10 protein-coding genes are annotated in these 16977 nt (G+C 70.7%); 8 read left to right on the top strand and 2 right to left on the bottom strand.

The window, feature by feature from the left end; all coding sequences use genetic code 11:
- Positions 1 to 234: 234 nt before the first annotated feature.
- Entirely contained in the window at positions 235 to 1530 is a 1296-nt protein-coding gene (locus tag OG230_RS34130) for a peptidoglycan recognition protein family protein (protein ID WP_328907629.1), read from the bottom strand.
- 266 nt (positions 1531 to 1796) lie between these two features.
- On the opposite strand from OG230_RS34130, the gene OG230_RS34125 reads away from it, so the two are divergent.
- The 4 genes from OG230_RS34125 to OG230_RS34110 all read left to right on the top strand — a co-directional run bounded on the left by OG230_RS34125 (position 1797) and on the right by OG230_RS34110 (position 5758).
- Complete coding sequence (locus OG230_RS34125) at positions 1797 to 2423, top strand: hypothetical protein (RefSeq protein WP_328907628.1); 627 nt, start codon at positions 1797 to 1799, stop codon at positions 2421 to 2423.
- A 472-nt stretch (positions 2424 to 2895) separates the two neighbouring features.
- Entirely contained in the window at positions 2896 to 3579 is a 684-nt protein-coding gene (locus OG230_RS34120; protein ID WP_328907627.1) for a response regulator transcription factor, read from the top strand.
- Positions 3580 to 3581: 2 nt separating this feature from the next.
- On the top strand, positions 3582 to 5099 hold the full coding sequence (locus OG230_RS34115; protein ID WP_328907626.1) for a HAMP domain-containing sensor histidine kinase: 1518 nt from the start codon (positions 3582 to 3584) through the stop codon (positions 5097 to 5099).
- A complete protein-coding gene (locus tag OG230_RS34110) occupies positions 5096 to 5758 on the top strand; it encodes a hypothetical protein (RefSeq protein WP_328907625.1) in 663 nt (220 codons plus the stop codon). The genes OG230_RS34115 and OG230_RS34110 overlap by 4 nt, the downstream gene beginning before the upstream one ends.
- 321 nt (positions 5759 to 6079) lie before the next feature.
- Here OG230_RS34110 and OG230_RS34105 read toward each other — a convergent pair whose 3' ends face one another.
- The gene (locus tag OG230_RS34105) at positions 6080 to 9424 is read right to left on the bottom strand and encodes a S8 family peptidase (RefSeq protein WP_328907624.1); all 3345 of its coding nucleotides are present in this window, start codon (positions 9422 to 9424) and stop codon (positions 6080 to 6082) included.
- 462 nt (positions 9425 to 9886) lie between these two features.
- On the opposite strand from OG230_RS34105, the gene OG230_RS34100 reads away from it, so the two are divergent.
- From OG230_RS34100 to OG230_RS34085, 4 genes are all read left to right on the top strand, one after another.
- Positions 9887 to 10618: a DUF6250 domain-containing protein gene (locus OG230_RS34100; protein WP_328907623.1), complete on the top strand. Its 732-nt coding sequence runs from the start codon at positions 9887 to 9889 to the stop codon at positions 10616 to 10618.
- Positions 10611 to 13373 (top strand): exo-rhamnogalacturonan lyase family protein, encoded by a 2763-nt coding sequence (locus OG230_RS34095; RefSeq protein WP_328907622.1) that lies wholly within the window; start codon positions 10611 to 10613, stop codon positions 13371 to 13373. The genes OG230_RS34100 and OG230_RS34095 overlap by 8 nt, the downstream gene beginning before the upstream one ends.
- Before the next feature lie 516 nt (positions 13374 to 13889).
- On the top strand, positions 13890 to 15059 hold the full coding sequence (locus tag OG230_RS34090; RefSeq protein WP_443051451.1) for an MFS transporter: 1170 nt from the start codon (positions 13890 to 13892) through the stop codon (positions 15057 to 15059).
- A complete protein-coding gene (locus OG230_RS34085) occupies positions 15056 to 16903 on the top strand; it encodes an alpha/beta hydrolase family protein (RefSeq protein ID WP_328907620.1) in 1848 nt (615 codons plus the stop codon). Before OG230_RS34090 ends, OG230_RS34085 begins: the two co-directional genes overlap by 4 nt.
- Positions 16904 to 16977 lie beyond the last annotated feature (74 nt).

Genomic DNA, 16977 nt, shown 5'->3' with positions numbered 1-16977 from the left:
CGCCGGAACCGGCCGCGGTACCGGGCCGGTGACGGCGGCGGGGCGCAGCGCCGAAGCGCCCTGCCGCCGATCTCGCCGAGAGGTGACACGACTCCGGTGGCAGGTGCTGTCCGGGGGCGCATCCCTGCGTATCAGGGAAGGCACGCCTCCTTCGTCAGGAGTTCAGGAGTTCTGGAGGCGTCGACGCCGTACTGGCCGGCGGCGCCCTGAGACAGGGCGCCGCCGGCGCAGGGCCTACGGGACTTCCTGGACGTCCTGGTCGACCGGGACCTCCTCGAACTGCGTGGCGGGTGCGTCGCTCGCGAGGACCCCGTCCGCCGCGAGGGTCACCGGGGGCAGGGACTCGGCCTCCGGCACGACAAGCTCGCTCTCCAGCCCCGCCTGGCCCTTCAGCCCGCGGAAGTTCTCCTCCACCACACCACCGAGCGCGGCGCACCAGGTGCTCAGGTCCACCTGCCCGGTGACCCGGAGCCCGTGCAGGGCCTGGAGCTTGGCGACCGCGACCCACGTCGCCCGGTCGAAGGTGCCGGTTGCCTTCACGGCGTACAGCTTGGTCGCCAGGATCGACTGGACGCCGAGTACCGCGGACCCGGTGGCACCCATGCCGATCTCCGGGGCCAGCGCCTCCCAGGTCGAGCCGGTCATCGTGCCGTCCGAAGCGGTGGGGAAGCCGTGCGCCGTCTGGAAGGCGCGCACCGCTGCCAGCGTGGCCGGGCCGAAGGCCCCGTCCGCGACGAGGCCGAAGCCCTGGGTGTTCAGCAGGTGCTGCAGCGTACGGACCGTGGCGCCCGCGCAGGAGGTGAACGTGTCGGGCCAGGTGCGGGCCGGGATGGTGCTCGGGTCCTGGCCGAGGCGCTTGGCGACGTGCAGGCGCAGCTGCGGGAAGGTGGAGTAGAACGCGGCACCGGGGCACTGGGTGTTGTTCCAGTCCCAGTGTCCGGTGATGTTCTGGGCGCCGAAGCCGTACTGGGTGCAGATGGTGGCGGAGAGCCGAACCAGCGACCACCACAGTTTCCCGGTGGGCAGCTCGTCGATGTAGGTGCCCTCGTTCTCGATACCGATCGACTGGGTGTTCTGGCCGACGGCGTGCGCGCTGACGACCTGGTAGCCGCCGTCGTCGAGCGAGTCCAGGCTGCCGTGGCGGCCTTCCAGCACATGGCCGCCGCGGCTGATGCTGAAGTGGTTTCCGGTGTCCGACCAGCCGTTCTTGTCCATGTGGATGTACTGAACGCGCTCGGCGCAGGCGATGGCCGCCTCCATCGAGAAGTCCATGGTGTTCGGGAACGCCATGTGGTGCACCACGATCCGCCGGGTGGAGCCCGTGCGGGTCGACAGCTCCCCGGCGGGCGGCCGGGCACCCCACTCGTCGCAGCTCATGATGTACGCGGTGTCCGACAGGTCGGCCGGAGCGGCGGCCGAGGCACCGCTCGCACCGGCCAGCTGACCGGCCCCGAGGCCGGCCACGGCCGCCGCTCCGGCGCCGGCCCGCAGGGCATTGCGCCGGGATATGTACACGGGCTCGAAGGACATGAGGCGTTCCTCTCCAGGGCTGTCCGTGGGTCTCGCGCCGCTACGCCACGCTGCTCCGTGTACGCCGGCAGGCAGCCTTCCTTCTAACCCGTCGACGGACCCAAAGTCCAGCGTTTTCACGAGCGTTGACGATCCGAAGGGCACGAGGAGGGACCTGCCGACGTCGGTGGGTACCCAGGCCGTACCGAGCCGCCCGAATCCACCCACCGGACCCCAGCGGACAGAAATTCCTGTCACTCGCGTCGACCGACAGGTATCCTTGTCACATGAGTGAAATTGCAGGGATCCCGACCCCCGACAAGGACGACGAGAACTTCTGGACCACTGTCCTGACCCTGTTGGAGCCCGCATGGAACGAGCCCAGCAAGGACGACATGTTCGCCATGGACGACAGGGTGCTCGACGCGGTCCGTGCTCTTGCCGAGCGGATCTCGACGCGTGCGCTGGCCTATCGCGCCGCGGACAAGCCCTTCGACCCCGCGCTCATGGCCTCGCCCGATGTGCAACTGGCTCTGCTGCGGGCGCTGTACGAGGCCAAGCAGTCCGTCGACCGGCTCGCGGAGAGCGCCGCCACCGTCGCAGGCCGCAGCGGAGCGAGTTATGCGCAGCTGGGTGCGGCCTGGGGCGGCATCAAGCGTCAGTCCGCCCGCCTCAAGTGGCCGCACGCGGTGGCCAGAAAGCCTGCCGCCGAGTCCATCCCGCTCCGCTACGCGGGCGGTTCCGCCGTGGTTCACCACGCACCCGACTCCGATGCCTGGTGGTACAGCGCCACCGCCGCGGACGAACAGACCGAGGAGTCCAAGGCCGTCCACAGCACCTATGCCGAGGCCATCGCAGGGGCCACCGAGTTCCTTTTGGCACATGCTCGGCCCGACCGGCAGGCGTCCACCTGACCCAGCCGGCCCCAAGGACATGACGAACCTGGTCCCAGGCCAGCGCATATGACCTCCCGTCACCCACCACGTCACGCACGCCTGGGAGTATGAGGAGTCACCGCTGCCTCATCTCTTGGAGTACGCACGATGCCCCGTCGCCACCTCATACCCCTGGCCGGAGGGTCCCACCGCTCCCGCGCACCGGGTGCGACGCCGCGGGGCGCAGGTTGCCGGGCCGGCGCCGGGCGGTTCGGCACGGCACCGCTCTCCGGCCCGAGCGCGGGTTGCGGCGGTCGGCCATCGCTGCCGCCCAGGCGTGCCTGGTTGCCGGCACCGGACGGGTACGTACGGGAACTGTCGGCCCGGCCGCACGCTGACCGGTAACGCGCAGGCACATCAAGGACGCGGTCGTGATGTCCTCGATTCCCTCCCCGCCGCCCAGTCGCCGAACCTTTCGCCCCCCTTCCCCCACGACCCCGGAGACACCTCCATGCCACGCGTCCTCCTCGTCGAAGACGACCCCTCCGTTCGCGAGGGCGTCGAGATCGGGCTGCGCCGGTGCGGGCACGAGGTCCTCGCCGCCGCGACCGGCGAGGCCGGTCTTGAGGCACTGCATGCCTTTCACCCCGACCTCCTGCTGCTCGACCTGATGCTGCCCGCCATGAGCGGCGTCCAGGTCTGTTACCGGGTACGTGAGACCAGCCAGTTGCCGATCATCATGTTGACCGCGCGTGGCGACGACGTCGACATCGTCGTCGGCCTGGAGGCGGGTGCGGACGACTACATCGTCAAGCCCGCCCGTGCCGAGGTCATCGAGGCCCGAATACGTGCCGTGCTGCGCCGCATCGAAAGCCCGATCGACGCGAGGCCCGTCGTCGAGCACCACGGTGAACTCGACATCGACCGTGCCGGTCACACCGTCCTCAAGTCGGGTGACCAGGTAGCCCTCGCACCCTCCGAACTGAAGCTGTTGCTGCACCTGTCCGCGGTGCCGGAACAGGTCTTCAGCCGGCAGCGGCTCCTCCAGGAGATCTGGGAGCACAGCTACTACAGTGACGTCCGTCTGGTGGACGCCTGTGTGCGCCGGCTACGCATCAAGATCGAAGATCCGTCCCGCAGTCCTCGATACATTCAGACCCTGCGGGGCTTCGGCTACCGCTTCGGTCCGCTGTGAGGATGCCCGGAGCGACCGCCGCGTTCGGGCTGCGTACCCGGCTGGTGATCGCGTTCCTGCTGGTGGCCGCCGTCAGCGCCGTCACCACCGCGGCGTTGACCTATCGGGAGGCGCGCAGCGCGGTCCTCGTGCGTGCGCAGGACACGGCCGTCGCCTCCTTCCGCGAGGAGGTGGAGCGGTTCACCCCCAGCCTGCCCATGGACCCGGATTCGCTGCGGTGGAATCTCTACGACATCGCGGCGCGCGCCAAGCCCCATCCGTGGATCGTCTTCGCCGAGTACGGCTCGTTGCGGGCCTCCTCAGGTGACCGGCCCGTATCCGGTGTTCTCACAGCGCAGCTGCGCCGCACCGCGCTCACTTCGCCGCACGGCAGTTTCGAGCGGGTCGTCAAAGGCGGGAGCGCGTACCTGACGATCGGGATGCCGGTGATGACCCGGGTCGTCGCCGGCGGCGGAGCGGTGCCCAGTGGCCTGGTTCTCTACGCCGTGATGCCCATGACCGACGAAGAGGTGGACATCGACGCCTTGGTGACCGCTGCCCGGGACGGCGCGCTGCCAGGGCTGGCCGTGGCCCTGGTGCCCGCACTGCTGGCGGCGCGCAGCGTTCTACGCCCCGTCCGTGAACTGCGACGTGCCGCACACGTGATGGGTGGCGGGCAGCTCGACACGCGTATCCCCGTCCACGGGCGGGCCGAAATGGCCGACCTGGCAAGGACGTTCAACGAGTCGGCAGCCCGACTTGAGCGCTCCGTGCAGGAGTTGCGGGACGCCGAGGCGCGGGCCCGACGCTTCGCCGCGGACGTCTCGCACGAGTTGCGCACCCCACTCGCCGGAATGCTCGCCGTCACGAACGTGATGGACGAGGACGCCGGGACGCTCGCGCCGGACACCGCTCGGGCGGTGCGCCTGGTCAGCGCCGAGACCGGCAAACTGGCCGTACTGGTGGAGGATCTGATGGAGATCTCCCGCTTCGACGCCCGTGCGGCGGAGCTCACCGCAGACGAGGTGGATGCGGGGGAGGCCGTGCGCAACACCCTGTCCGGCAGGCAGTGGTTCGGCCGGGTCCGCTCGGAGCTGCCCGACGGCCTCCGTATCAGCCTCGATCCGCGCCGGTTCGACGTCATCGTGGCCAACCTGGTCGGCAACGCCCTTCGCCACGGTGCCGAACCGGTCACTGTGCGGCTGTCGGCACGCAGGGATGTGCTGATCACCGAGGTGCACGACAGCGGGGCCGGGATCGCGCCGGACGTGCTGCCGCACATCTTCGACCGTTTCTACAAGGCGGACACCGCGCGTGCGCGCTCATCGGGCAGCGGCCTCGGGCTTGCGATCAGCGCAGAGAACGTACAGCTGCACGGCGGCACGATCCGCGCGGAGAACGCGCCCGGCGGCGGCGCGCTGTTCACCGTTGAGCTGCCCTTCGACGGGCCCGCGTCCGGGCGCGGCCCGGACGATCCGTCGCCCGCGCAGCGCGGCACGGGGCCGGCGGACAGCCACGACCGGACGGAGGCCAACGGGTGAAGAGGTCGGCGTTCGGTGAGCGTCGAGCGGTCCGGCTCGCCACGCTGTTGGTGCTCGCCTGCGGCCAGCTCGCAGCCTGCGGTATCCAGGAGACGGCCGTGATCGAGGCCGGCAGCCCGGCTGTCGCCGATCTGCTTCCCCCGCGCGAGGGACGTGTGCTGTTGTTCTTCTTGGCCCCCGACAACGAACTGCGGCCCGTGCCACGGATCGTCGAATCACCGTGGCTGAACGGCACTGCGGGCTCCGTCGGGACGGATGACTCGTCGGCCCGCCCGGGCGAGTCGCACAGCCGGGACGGCCTCGTCGAATCGCCCCCGATGGGCGAGGAGATGAGCGAGTCCCAGTCACCTCTCGCGGCCGTCACCACCTTGTTCGCCGGACCGGACAAGGCCGAGCGCCGGGCCGGGTTCCGCAACGCTCCCTCGCTGCCCCGTGCGGCATCCGCCGCGGACCGGGTCGTGAGGGGTGATCTCACCGTCGAGGTGAAGCTGCGCCTGCGGGTGACACGGCTGACCGCCTCCGCCCGCGACCAGATCGTCTGCACGGCCGCGTACGCGGCGCATGCGCAGGGAGCCGTGTCCGTAAGCCTGGTCGGGAAGGAAGGGCGCCTCGCCCCGGCCGACTGCCCCGTGCGACCGGTCCCGGTGCCGGCACGCTGAGCCGTGGCAGTGGGGCATGCGAACGGCTGAGCACTGGTTCGTAGAGCCCAATTCTCAAGTGACGCTGCCGGGTTGACGTCGAACACCGCGACCCGTCGGGCGCCCGGCCGCCCGACGATCTAGGGCGGCCCGGCGTGGATATTCGGCGGGACAGGCGTCCCACGCGGAATCGAGGCTTTCCGGCGGCCCCGCACGGGAAGGCAGCGGCCCGCCGGAACGTCCGTTCCGGCGGGCCGCTCTCCTCGACTCACCCGGGGCCGTGTCCTGCCCGTCGGGGTCTCACCCCGATCGCGCGCCCCACGGGTTCCTGCCGGTGTTTCCTCACCGGCCGAAGAAGGCGTTGTGGATCGTGACCTTCGACTGGTTGCCGTCCTTGTCGGTGACGACGGCCTTCAGCGAGATCGCCTTGTCCTTCTCCGGAGCGCGTACCGTGATCTTGCCCGCGCTGACCGGGAGGGGCAGCCACGTCGTGCCGTCGTACGACACCAGGACGCGCAGGGTCTTCAGGTTGGCGCCGGCCGCCGCTCCCTGCACCTCGACGGGGACGGTCTGCTTGGTGCCTGCCGGAACGGTGGAGTCCAGCGCGAGCTGCGGCAGGAAACGGACCGTGGAGACCGGGAGCATCGTCGGGCTCTCGGTGCGGGCCGAGTTGAAGGTCCACGAAGCGTCGACCCGGGTCCCGGTGCGGTTGATCGTCGGATTCCGGTGAACCGTGGTCGACACGGTGTACGCGGCGGCATCCGACGGCAGCGTAAAGGGCTCCTGGTCGATGGCGGCGTCCTTCTGCACGTACAGCTCGCCGTTACGGTGGATGGTGGTGCTCGCACCCGAATACTGGGCGAACCCGGAATGGCCCGACCCGTCACTGACCAGCGGCAACGCGCCGTAGATGTCGTCGCCGTCGCGCACGATCCCGTCGTTCGCGTTCAACCGCGGCCCCACCACACCGACGTTGAAGGTCTCGGTGTACGTCGCCCCCGCCGCGAACCGCTGGTGCCCGCCGAGCTCGTATGCCGAGTCGAAGCTCCGGTAGCCCGTCGGGTCTTCCTCGCCCAGTACACCCGCGACGATGTTCCAGGCGGCCCCGTCGGCCGTGGACAGATACACATTGCGCGTTCCCGGTGCCGACTGCACGGAGTAGGGGGCCTCGACGCCGCCCCCGTAGTCCAGCATGCCGTGCGCCGCGACGGCACCCTCGAGGCCGGGTACGGACGACCCGATCCCTGCCTTCACCAGGGCCATGTCCTTGAGCGTGTAGGTCTTGCTGTATCCGGTGGCCAGCTCCCGGACCGGGCCGCCGGTGAGGACGTTGTATTCGGTGGTGCCCTGCTCCCAGTTCGCGGACCACTGCTGGGCAAGGGCGCCGTCGTCCATCGTGGGACCCTGGTACGCGGTGCGCAGGTTGTCGAAGCTGCTGAACTCGCCCCCCTCGATGATGAAGGTCTCGGGTGTGCTCAGGGTGTACATCATCCCGGCGCGCGTGGGGCGTGCGGCTGCGTCGGGCACCTTGAAGCTCACGGGCCGGGTGGTGCGGGCATCAAGGGTGACCGTGGTGGGACCGGTCACCGAGAGCTGCGGATTGCTGATCAGATCGGCGCCCTTGCGCGGGGCCGCGGGGTCGACCAGCATGTCGGCCGCGAGGCTGTAGGTACCGCGCGGCAGCCGGACCGTGGTGGAACCCGACGACAGGTCGGGGAAGAACCGCTGGCCCGCGGCGGACTCGCGGTAGCCCTTCAGGTCGGCCTGCCAGGTGGTGCTGGCCGCACCGTCCCGTCCAATGGTGTTGAAGGTGACGTCGTACGACTCGCTCTCACGGTCCACCGCTGCGGCGGTGCGCACGGTCTGGCCGCCTCCGGACGCGACGACCGTGGCCGAGTACGAGCCGTCGACCGTACCGCCGAGCCGGGTGTCGGCCGTCAGGTCCACGGCGGCGGTGCCGCCCGCCGGGACCGTGATCCGCTGCGTCCCAAGGGTGAAGAACCCGGCCGGGGCGGGCTGTCCGTCGCCGCCGGTGGGCGCCGCCAGCGACAGGTCCAGCGTCACGTCCGCGGTGCCGTTGTTCCGGTAACCGACCTGCTTGGTGACGGGTGTGTCGTCGGTGTGGGGCCACTGCTGGGTACCCAGGCCGACCGAGCCCGGTTCGGAGACGAGCGTCTGGTCGATCGCCTTGTCGACGGCGAGCCGGCCCGCGCCCTGTTGGAAGACCGAGTGGGAGCCGTCCTTGGCCGAGCCCGTCAGGACGGCCTTGATCTGTGCGCCCGTCCAGGTGGGATTCTTCTGCTTGAGAACTGCCGCGGCGCCCGCGACGTGCGGGGTCGCCATCGACGTGCCGCTCAGGCTGATGTATCCGGGAGGGTTCTGTCCCGAGGTGCCGGTCGCCGCGGCCGCCGTGATCTCCACGCCCGGCGCGGTGATGTCGGGCTTGACGGCGCCGTCCCCGGTGCGGGGCCCGACGCTGGAGAAGTCGGCGATCCGGTCGTCGTCGTCGACGGCGCCGACCGTCAGGGCCGCGTCGGCGCTGCCCGGCGATGCGACCGTGCCCCGCCCCGGCCCGCTGTTGCCCGCGGCTATCGCGAACAGGACGCCCTTCTCCGCGGAGATCCTGTTGACCTGGGCTTCCAGGGGGTCGATCCCAAGGGTGTCGGGGCTACCCAGGCTCATGTTGACGACGTCGGCGCCCTGGGCGACGGCCCAGTCCACCCCCGCGAGGATGCCGGAGTCGTCACCGACGCCCCGGTCGTCCAGCACCTTGGCGTTGATCAACTGCGCCCCGGGTGCCACGCCTTTGAACCGGGCGTCCTTAGCCCCCGTACCGGCCGCGGTGGAAGCCACATGCGTGCCGTGTCCGACACGGTCCCGGGCGTCCGGGGAGCCGCTGAAGTTCCGCTCCGCCACCACACGGCCGGTCAGGTCCGGGTGGGTGGCGTCGATCCCGGTGTCCACGACGGCGATCTTCACACCGGTGCCGTCGTACGAGCGGGCCCAGGCCGCCGGGGCGCCGATCTGGCCGGTGCTGCGGTCGAGCGACGCCTTCCGTACGCCGTCGAGCCAGATCCGCGCGATGCCGGAGGTCGTGGCCGCCGAGCCGTCGTCCTGGCGGCGGGTCAGGGCGTCCCACAGCGAGCCCGTGCTGTCGGTGGCGCCGGCGTGGGTGACGGCATCGGCGTCGAGGGCCGACAGAGTCCGGCGCACGGTGGTGCCGTCGGAGGACCGCACCTCGGCGCGGGCGGACTTGGCCGCCGATCCCCCGTAGCCGACGATCACCTTCAGCCCGGCCCGGTTGGCCTTGCGGCTCGCCGGTTCCGCGAGTCCGGTGATGTCGAACAGCCGCTGGTCCAGCGTGCCGTCGGCGATCAGCCGCCGGACGTCACGCGGCATCACATAGGTACGGCCGTTGTGCGTCTGGGTGAAGAAGGGTATGTCCTCCCGGCCCTTCGCCCGCTGGATTCCGCCGACTCGGCCACGGGAGTCCACCTGGACCCGGTCCCCCGTGATCAAGGTGACGGTGTGCACGGTCCTGCCGGCTGCCCCCAAGTCCTTCGCCGTGACAGGGGATTTCGTGTCCGGGCTGCCGGTCTTCGCCGATGCCGGGCCGGTCAAGCTCGTCGTCAGGGCGACGGCGGCCACAGCGCCGACGGCGTACGCCTTCTTTGATCTTCTACGCAAGATTGTCCCTGCTCAGGAGTGAATCGGGCGGGCGAAGGCCCAGCCCGCACGGGGACGTATTCGCCTACGTACGGCCCCGGGGCACTGAAGTATTCCGGGGGCGCTCGGACGCACTCAATGATCGTTGTGTAACAGCCGTTCGGAAGGATCGGGCTCCGCGGCCATGAGCAACTTCTTGTTCTGGGCGGGCCCCTGGAGCATCTTGACCGGTGCCCCGCCGGACGCCGCTCGACGTGCCGGTGCACCGGACAGGCCCGCCCGAGCAGCTCCGCACGAAGGTCAGTGCAGATGGCCACGGCGTGCAACAGTGCGTCACATTCGGTCCCACCATGCGGGATTCGACAGCAGATTCGACGGCGGATTCGACTCATCATGAACGCTTCTTTTCACTTCTGTGGCTTTTTCCGATCGGAAGGGTTGGTTTATGTACGCTCCTGACCGTCCACAGAAAGGGATCTTCCGATGCGCTACACCTGGGCCACCGTTGCCGTGAGCCTCGCGGCCGCGGTCACCACCGCACTCTCCACCGGTGCCGCAGCCGCACCGAGTCGCCATGTGCCGTACGAACACCGTCAGTTGCTGGCCCGCGACGACTTCCGGCACGGTCTCGGCCAATGGTCGGCCGAACTGGAGAAGGGCGGCAGCGTCACAGCCAAGAACGGTGTGCTGGACGTCGACGTGCCCGCCGGGGCGTCGGTGTGGTTCAAGCGGCCGTTCTCCGGCCGGTACGAGATCGACTTCACGGCGACCCCGGTCTCGAAGGGCGGTGCCAACGACCGGGTCAGTGACCTGAACTCCTTCTGGAACGCCCGGGATGCGCGATCCCCCAAGGACCTGTTCGCCACGGCCCGCAGCGGCGCCCTGGCGGACTACGACCACCTCACCACGTATTACGCGGGCCTTGGCGCCAACTACAACACCACTACCCGACTGCGCCGCTACGTCGGCGTGGCGGATTCCCGCCCGCTGATCTACGACTACACCTCGCCGCTGCTCACCGCGAACGAGCCCAACCGCGTCCGGCTGGTCTCCGACGGCAGGCACATCCAGTACTGGAACAACGGCGAACTGGTCTTCGACTACACCGACGAGGACCCCTACACCAGCGGCTGGTTCGCCTTCCGCACCACGTGGAGCCACTTCCACATCACCGACTTCCGCGCCTGGCGGCTCAAGGGCGGTCACGGTGCCTGAGATGTCACGCAGAGACGCCCTCAAGGCGGCAGCCGCGGCCGTCGCGGCGACCCAGCTCTCCTGGGTCCTCGCCGCCGACCCGGCTGCGGCGGCACCGGTCGAAACCGTCACCGCCGGCCCCGTGCAGCTCAGCTGGCTCGAGGACGGCACCCCCACCAAGGCCCCAGGCACCACCTTCGGTGTGGCCTGGCCGAAGGGCTCGCTCCCCGCAGACCAGGGCTTCGCTCTCACCGCCGCCGACGGCACGGCGGTCCCCGTCCAGTCCTGGCCCACCGCCTACTGGCCCGACGGCACCCTGAAGTGGACCGCCCACGCGGTCGGGGCCACCGCCAGACCCGCCGAGAGCTACACCCTGGCCCCCGGCACTTCCGGGACCGCGGACGTCGCGCTCACAGTGGACACCAAGGGCGGCACGATCGACGTCGACACCGGCGTGATCCGCGTCAGCATCGCCAAGGCCGGCGCACACGACGTCATCCGTACCATCAAGCACGGCAGCACCGAGATAGCGAACAAGGCCGAACTGGTCGTACTCCGCCAACCGGAGGTCGACGACGACTACGACGGCAGCGGCTCCAGCACACGCTGGGAACGCTTCACCGGCCGCGTCAGCTCCGTCACCGTCGAGCAGTCCGGCCCGGTGCGCGCCGTCATCCGCCTCGAGGGCAGGCACGAGCGCGGCAGCCGCTCCTGGCTGCCCTTCGTCATCCGCCTCTACCTCTACGCCGGGTCCGAGGCCATCCGCGTCGTCCACACCATCACGTACGACGGCACCCAGGAGCCCGGCCGGGACAGCGGCGACTTCATCAAGGGCCTGGGCCTGCGCATCCGCGTCCCGCTCTCCGACGAGCTCTACAACCGCCACGTCCGCCTCGCCGGCGCCGACGACGGCTTCCTCACCGAAGCCGTCCAGGGCATCACCGGCCTGCGCCGCGACCCCGGCGCGGCCGTGCGCACCGCGCAGGTCAAGGGAGAGAAGCTGCCGGACATCTCCACCTGGGACACCCGGGTCTCCTCCGCCCTGCAGTACGTCCCGGCCTGGGGCGACCACACCCTCGCCCAGCTCTCGGCCGACGGCTTCACCATCCGCAAGCGGACCAAGGCGGGCCACGGCTGGATCCACACCACCGGCGGCACCCGTGCCCCCGGCTTCGGTTACGTCGGCGGGATCAGCGGCGGACTCTCCTTCGGCCTGCGGGACTTCTGGCAGAAGCACCCGGCCCAGCTCGACGTCCGAGGTGCCGCATCCGACGCGGCGACCGTCACCCTCTGGCTCTGGTCGCCCGAGGCCCAGCCGCTCGACCAGCGCTTCTACCACGACGGCCTCGGCCAGGACACCCACGAGAAGCAGACCGCCGGACTCGGCATCACCTACGAGGACTACGAGCCCGGCTTCGGCACCCCGTACGGCATCGCCCGCACCTCCGAGCTCTTCCTGTGGGCCAACGCCGCCACCCCCACGGCCGACACCCTCGTCGCGCAGAAGGACGCGCTGACCGCCCCGCCACAGCTCGTCGCCGACCCCGGGGCCCTCCACCGTGCAGGCGTCTTCGCCGGGCTCTGGTCCCCCGTGGACCGGTCCACCACGGCCAGGAAGACCGTCGAGGACCGCCTCGACCTGCTCTTCGCCTACTACCGGGACCAGCGCGAACAACGCCGCTGGTACGGCTTCCTGGACTACGGCGACGTCCAGCACACCTACGACCCGGACCGCCACACCTGGTGCTACGACATCGGCGGCTACGCCTGGGACAACTCCGAGCTCTCCACCGACCTGTGGCTCTGGCTGGCCTACCTGCGCTCCGGACGCGCCGACATCTACCGCTTCGCCGAGGCCATGACCCGGCACACCGGCGAGGTCGACGCCTACCACCTCGGGCAGTGGGCCGGCCTGGGCACCCGGCACGGCGTCCAGCACTTCGGCGACAGCGCCAAACAGGTCCGCATCTCGACGCCCGTCTACCGCCGCCTCTTCTACTACCTCACCGCCGACGAGCGCACCGGCGACCTGATGCACGCACAGGTCGACGCGGACGAGACCTTCCTGAGGCTCGACCCCAACCGCAAGGTGCGCACCGACGGTTACGTTCCTGGGGACCGGCGCGCCCTGTCGATCGGCTTCGGCACCGACTGGAGCGGGCTCGGCTGGGCCTGGTGGACGGAATGGGAACGGCGCGGCCCCAAGTGGCGAACAGCACGGAAGAAACTGCTGGCCAGCGCCTCGACCATCGCCGCCCAGCCCAACGGTTTCGTCCAGGGCAGTGGTCTGTACGACCTCGACACGGGCGCCTTCGCCATCCAGACCACGCCTGTCATCGCCGTCTCCCACCTCTCCGCGAGCTTCGGCCTGCCCGAACTGGCCGCCGAGCTCATCGACGCCCTCGACGAGAGCGACATCCCCGGCTTCCGGACCGCCTGGCTGGACTACTGCCGTTCCTTCAACGCCACCTCCGCCGAACAGGTGGCCCGCTACGGCGCGAGTTTCAAGGCAAGCCTGGTCCAGGGCCACTCCCGTCTGGACGCGTACGCGGCGAGCCTGACCGGCGAAGCCGCGCTGGCCACCCGGGCCTGGAGCAAGTTCACCGCGGGCGACGGCTACCCGGACGCGAAGACCCCGTGGACGACCACGGAGATCAGCGGGCCCACTGTGCTCAACCCCGGGACCGACGCCACGTGGATCAGCACCAACTCCACGGCGCTGTACGGTCTCGCGGCCATCGAGAACCTCGCCCTGGTCGGTGAGGCACTGAACTGAGCCCAGGCCGGCGCCGGGGGGTGCGGGCCCGGGCGGTACCGGAGAAACCGACGACCGAACCGAACGATCAAGGGGAACGCGGATGGTGTCGCAGGCTGCCGGAGCTCAGGTTTCCGTGCAGCCTGCGTGACCGCATCGCGCTCGGCTTCCGACCCCCGCACGGACAAGCGGTCCGGAAATCCACTCCGGTGAGCCGAAAGACGGCAGTTCTGCAAAGGAAGAGCGTTGTCCTCAAGATCCACGCGCGTAGATCATTTGTCCGGGACTCCGGAACACCACGTTCCTTGATCAAGAATCCCATCGAAGGCGGTGTTGTGATGGGCGTATCCGTTCGATACGATCGCTTTCCTCAACGGCCGTAAGTCCGCTTATTAAAGGGGGCATTGTGGGTGCGTTCGCGTCAGCAATTGTCTCCGAGCGGGATACTTGATGGAGGAGGCCGAGGAGCGATTACGATCTTCCGGCCCCGAATTATCTGAAGCCCCGTCCTCTTCCCCGTTCCGAAGACGGGATTTCTTGCTCTTCTGGACGGCGGGCGCCGTCGACGGTCTCGGTACCTGCGCGTCCTCCCTCTTTCTTCCACTGATTCTGCTGGGTGCCGGATATCCGGCCGGGCTCGCCGGACTTGTCGCGTCGGTGGCACTGGTCAGCGGCCTGGTGGTCTCGCCGGTGGCGGGCGTGTTCGCCGACCGGTGGCCGCGCAAGCCGATGATGTACGCGGCGGCCCTGGTCGCGGCGGGCGCCATGGGATCGGTGTTCGTGACCGTGGCCCTCGGCCATGTCGTCCTCGTCCACGTACTCGTCGCAGCAGCGGTGGAGCAGGCGGCGAGCGCCACCTACGGGGCGGCGGCCTCCGGGACGATCCGGCGGTTGGTGCCGCCCGACGGATACGCCAGGGCGATCGGGTACCTACAGGCGCGGGACCAGGCGGTGCAGATCGTCGGGCCGACGCTGGGCGGCGTGCTGTACCAGCTGGCGCGGTGGGTGCCGCTGCTCGCGGACGCGGCATCGTTCCTGCTGGTGGCCGTGTTGAGCAAGGCGATCCGCACGGACCTGACGCCCGGACGGGAGGGTCCTGCCGCGTCGTTCACCCGTGACCTCGCCGAAGGACTGCGCTTCGTATGGGCGGAGCCCTTCCTGCGCTTCGTGGTGGTGTGGACCGCCGGGATCAACGCGCTGCTCGGCGCGCTGTACTTCCACGCGGTGTTCGCCTCCCACGCCCAGGGCGCCAGCCCCTCCTCGATCGGGCTCATCCTCACCCTGGCGGGCGTCGGCGGGCTGCTGGGCGCACTCGCGGCGCCGTGGCTGGTGCGGAGGGTTCCGGCGGCGCGGATCGTGACGGGGGCGTCGTGGGCCATGGTGCCGACGGCGGCCGGGCTCGCGTTCGCGTCCCGGACCTGGGCCTACGGGCTGCTGTTGAGCGGGGTGTCGCTGATCGTGCCGTCCGTGGTGGTCGTGCTGCAGACCCGGGCGGTGCTGGTCACCCCCGACCGGCTGCTGGCCCGGATGGGGACGGTGCTGGGCACCGCCGGCCAGGGCGTCGCGGTGCTCGCGCCCGTGGCGGCGGGGGTCCTGGTGTCGGCGTACGGGGGCCGTGCCGTGGCACTGGGCTGCGCGGGCGCGTTCGCCGGGCTGGCGCTGTACGCAAGCTCCAGGGCCGGGCTCGTGGCCCGGGAGACGCCGTGACGCCGGCCCCGCCGCGGGCGGCCACGCGCAACTACGGCGTCTACCGGCCTGTGCTGCCGGTGACCAGCCCCCGGCACCCGGACCGGATGGTGTACACCGGGGACGCGGACGGCCGGTGCGAGATCTTCGCGTGGGACCGGTCCAGTGGCATCGAGAGGCAGTTGACGGACCGTCCGCACGGCACGCTGCTGTGCGCCATCGACGACGACGAGGCCGTCTGGTGGTTCGACGAGGACCGTGGCGGCAGCGGCGGCTGGCGCACCCAGCACTTCGACGGCGGCCCGGACCGTCCTGCGCTGTCCGGGGTGCCGTACGGGCGGCCCGCCGGGCTGGCACTGGCGGCCGGGGGCGCGGTGGCCGTCGGCATCCGGAGCCCCGAAGGGCTCAGCATCCATATGGGACGGCGCGGTGGCACGGGCGCACCCGTCCTGTGCACGACGGATTCCGGCTCGCTGTGTGACCTGGCGCCGGACGGCGGGCTGCTGGCGGTCTCCGGACCCGCGCACTCCGCCCGCGCCGTGACGCTGCTGACCCCGGACGGGACCACCGTCGCGGTGCTCTCCGGCACCAGCGAGCGCACCTGGGCGCTCGGCTTTGCGCCCACGCACGGGCCGTTACCCGGGCCGGCGCCGTTCTCCGGCCCCGTACCGACGCCCGGCCGCCCCCTGCTGCTGGTCATGCGCGAGCGGGCAGGCCGCTACCACCTCGGCACCTGGGCCCCCGGGCGCGGACTGGAGCTGCTGCCCTGGTGCTCGTTCGACACCGAGACGACCGCCCGCTGGTACCCCGGCCCGGGTGGCGCGCGGGTCCTGCTCCGGCAGGACCGGCACGGCCGCAGTCGGCTGTTCACCGCCGACCTGAACCGCCGCGAACTGACCCCGGTGGCCACCCCGGAGGGCAGCATCCTGGACGCGTCGCCGGCCGCCGACGGTGACGTGCACTTCATCTGGACCGATGCGGTGAACGTGCCGCGCGCACTGTCCCTGTCGGGTGCGCCGCTGCCCGGACAGAGCCAGTGGCGCCTTCCCCGGTTCGGCCACCGCCAGGACCTGTGGACGCCCGGGCCGGACGGCCCGGTGCACACCTTCGTCACGACGCCCGCCGACCGTCCCGCGCCGCACCCGCTCGTCCTGCTCGTCCACGGCGGCCCGGCCGACCACGATCGCGATGCCTACGACCCCATGGTGCAGGCCCTCGTCGGCTCGGGTTACGCCGTGGCCCGCGTCAACTACCGTGGCTCGACCGGCTACGGGCCGCGCTGGCGCTCCGCCTACTCCGAGGGCGTCGGCCACACCCAGGTCGCCGACCTCGTGCGGGCCCGGGCCGAGCTGCTGGACCGGGGCATCGGCAGCGAGGGCGCCGTGGGCCTCTGCGGCACGTCGTGGGGCGGCTACCTGACGCTGCTGGCCATGGGAACCCGTCCGGACCTGTGGAACGTCGGGGTGGCCGTCAAACCGCTCGCCGACTGCGTGACGGCGTTCCGGCACTCCACGCCCGCCCTCCAGGCGCTGGACACCGCGCTGTTCGGCGGCACTCCGGACCAGGTGCCCGACGCCTATGCCCACGCCTCCCCGTCCTCGTACGCGGCGGCCATCCGCTCCCCGCTGCTGGTCGTCGCCGCGCGGCGGGACGCCAAGTGCCCGCCGGAACAGGTCGAGGCGTACCTGGCCGTGCTGCGCGCGGGCGGGGTGGACCACGAGCTGATGTGGCTGGACTCGGGCCATGACGGCTACGACGGCGCCGACCACCTGGCCGTGATCCAGCGGTCCCTCAGGTTTCTCGGCCGCGGGCTGCCTTCGGCGCCCGTACCGGCCGAGCCGTCCCCGCACCCGGAGAGGGGGTGAACATCATGCAGAAGGACATCATCCACGGCGACCCGCTCGAGGGCGACGAGGAGAGCCGCAAGCCGGGCGTCGGA

The sequence above is a fragment of the Streptomyces sp. NBC_00234 genome, assembly GCF_036195325.1.
GTDB lineage: Bacteria > Actinomycetota > Actinomycetes > Streptomycetales > Streptomycetaceae > Streptomyces.
Note: the sequence above shows the minus strand (reverse complement) of the source record. Positions and strands in the feature narration are given on the sequence as shown.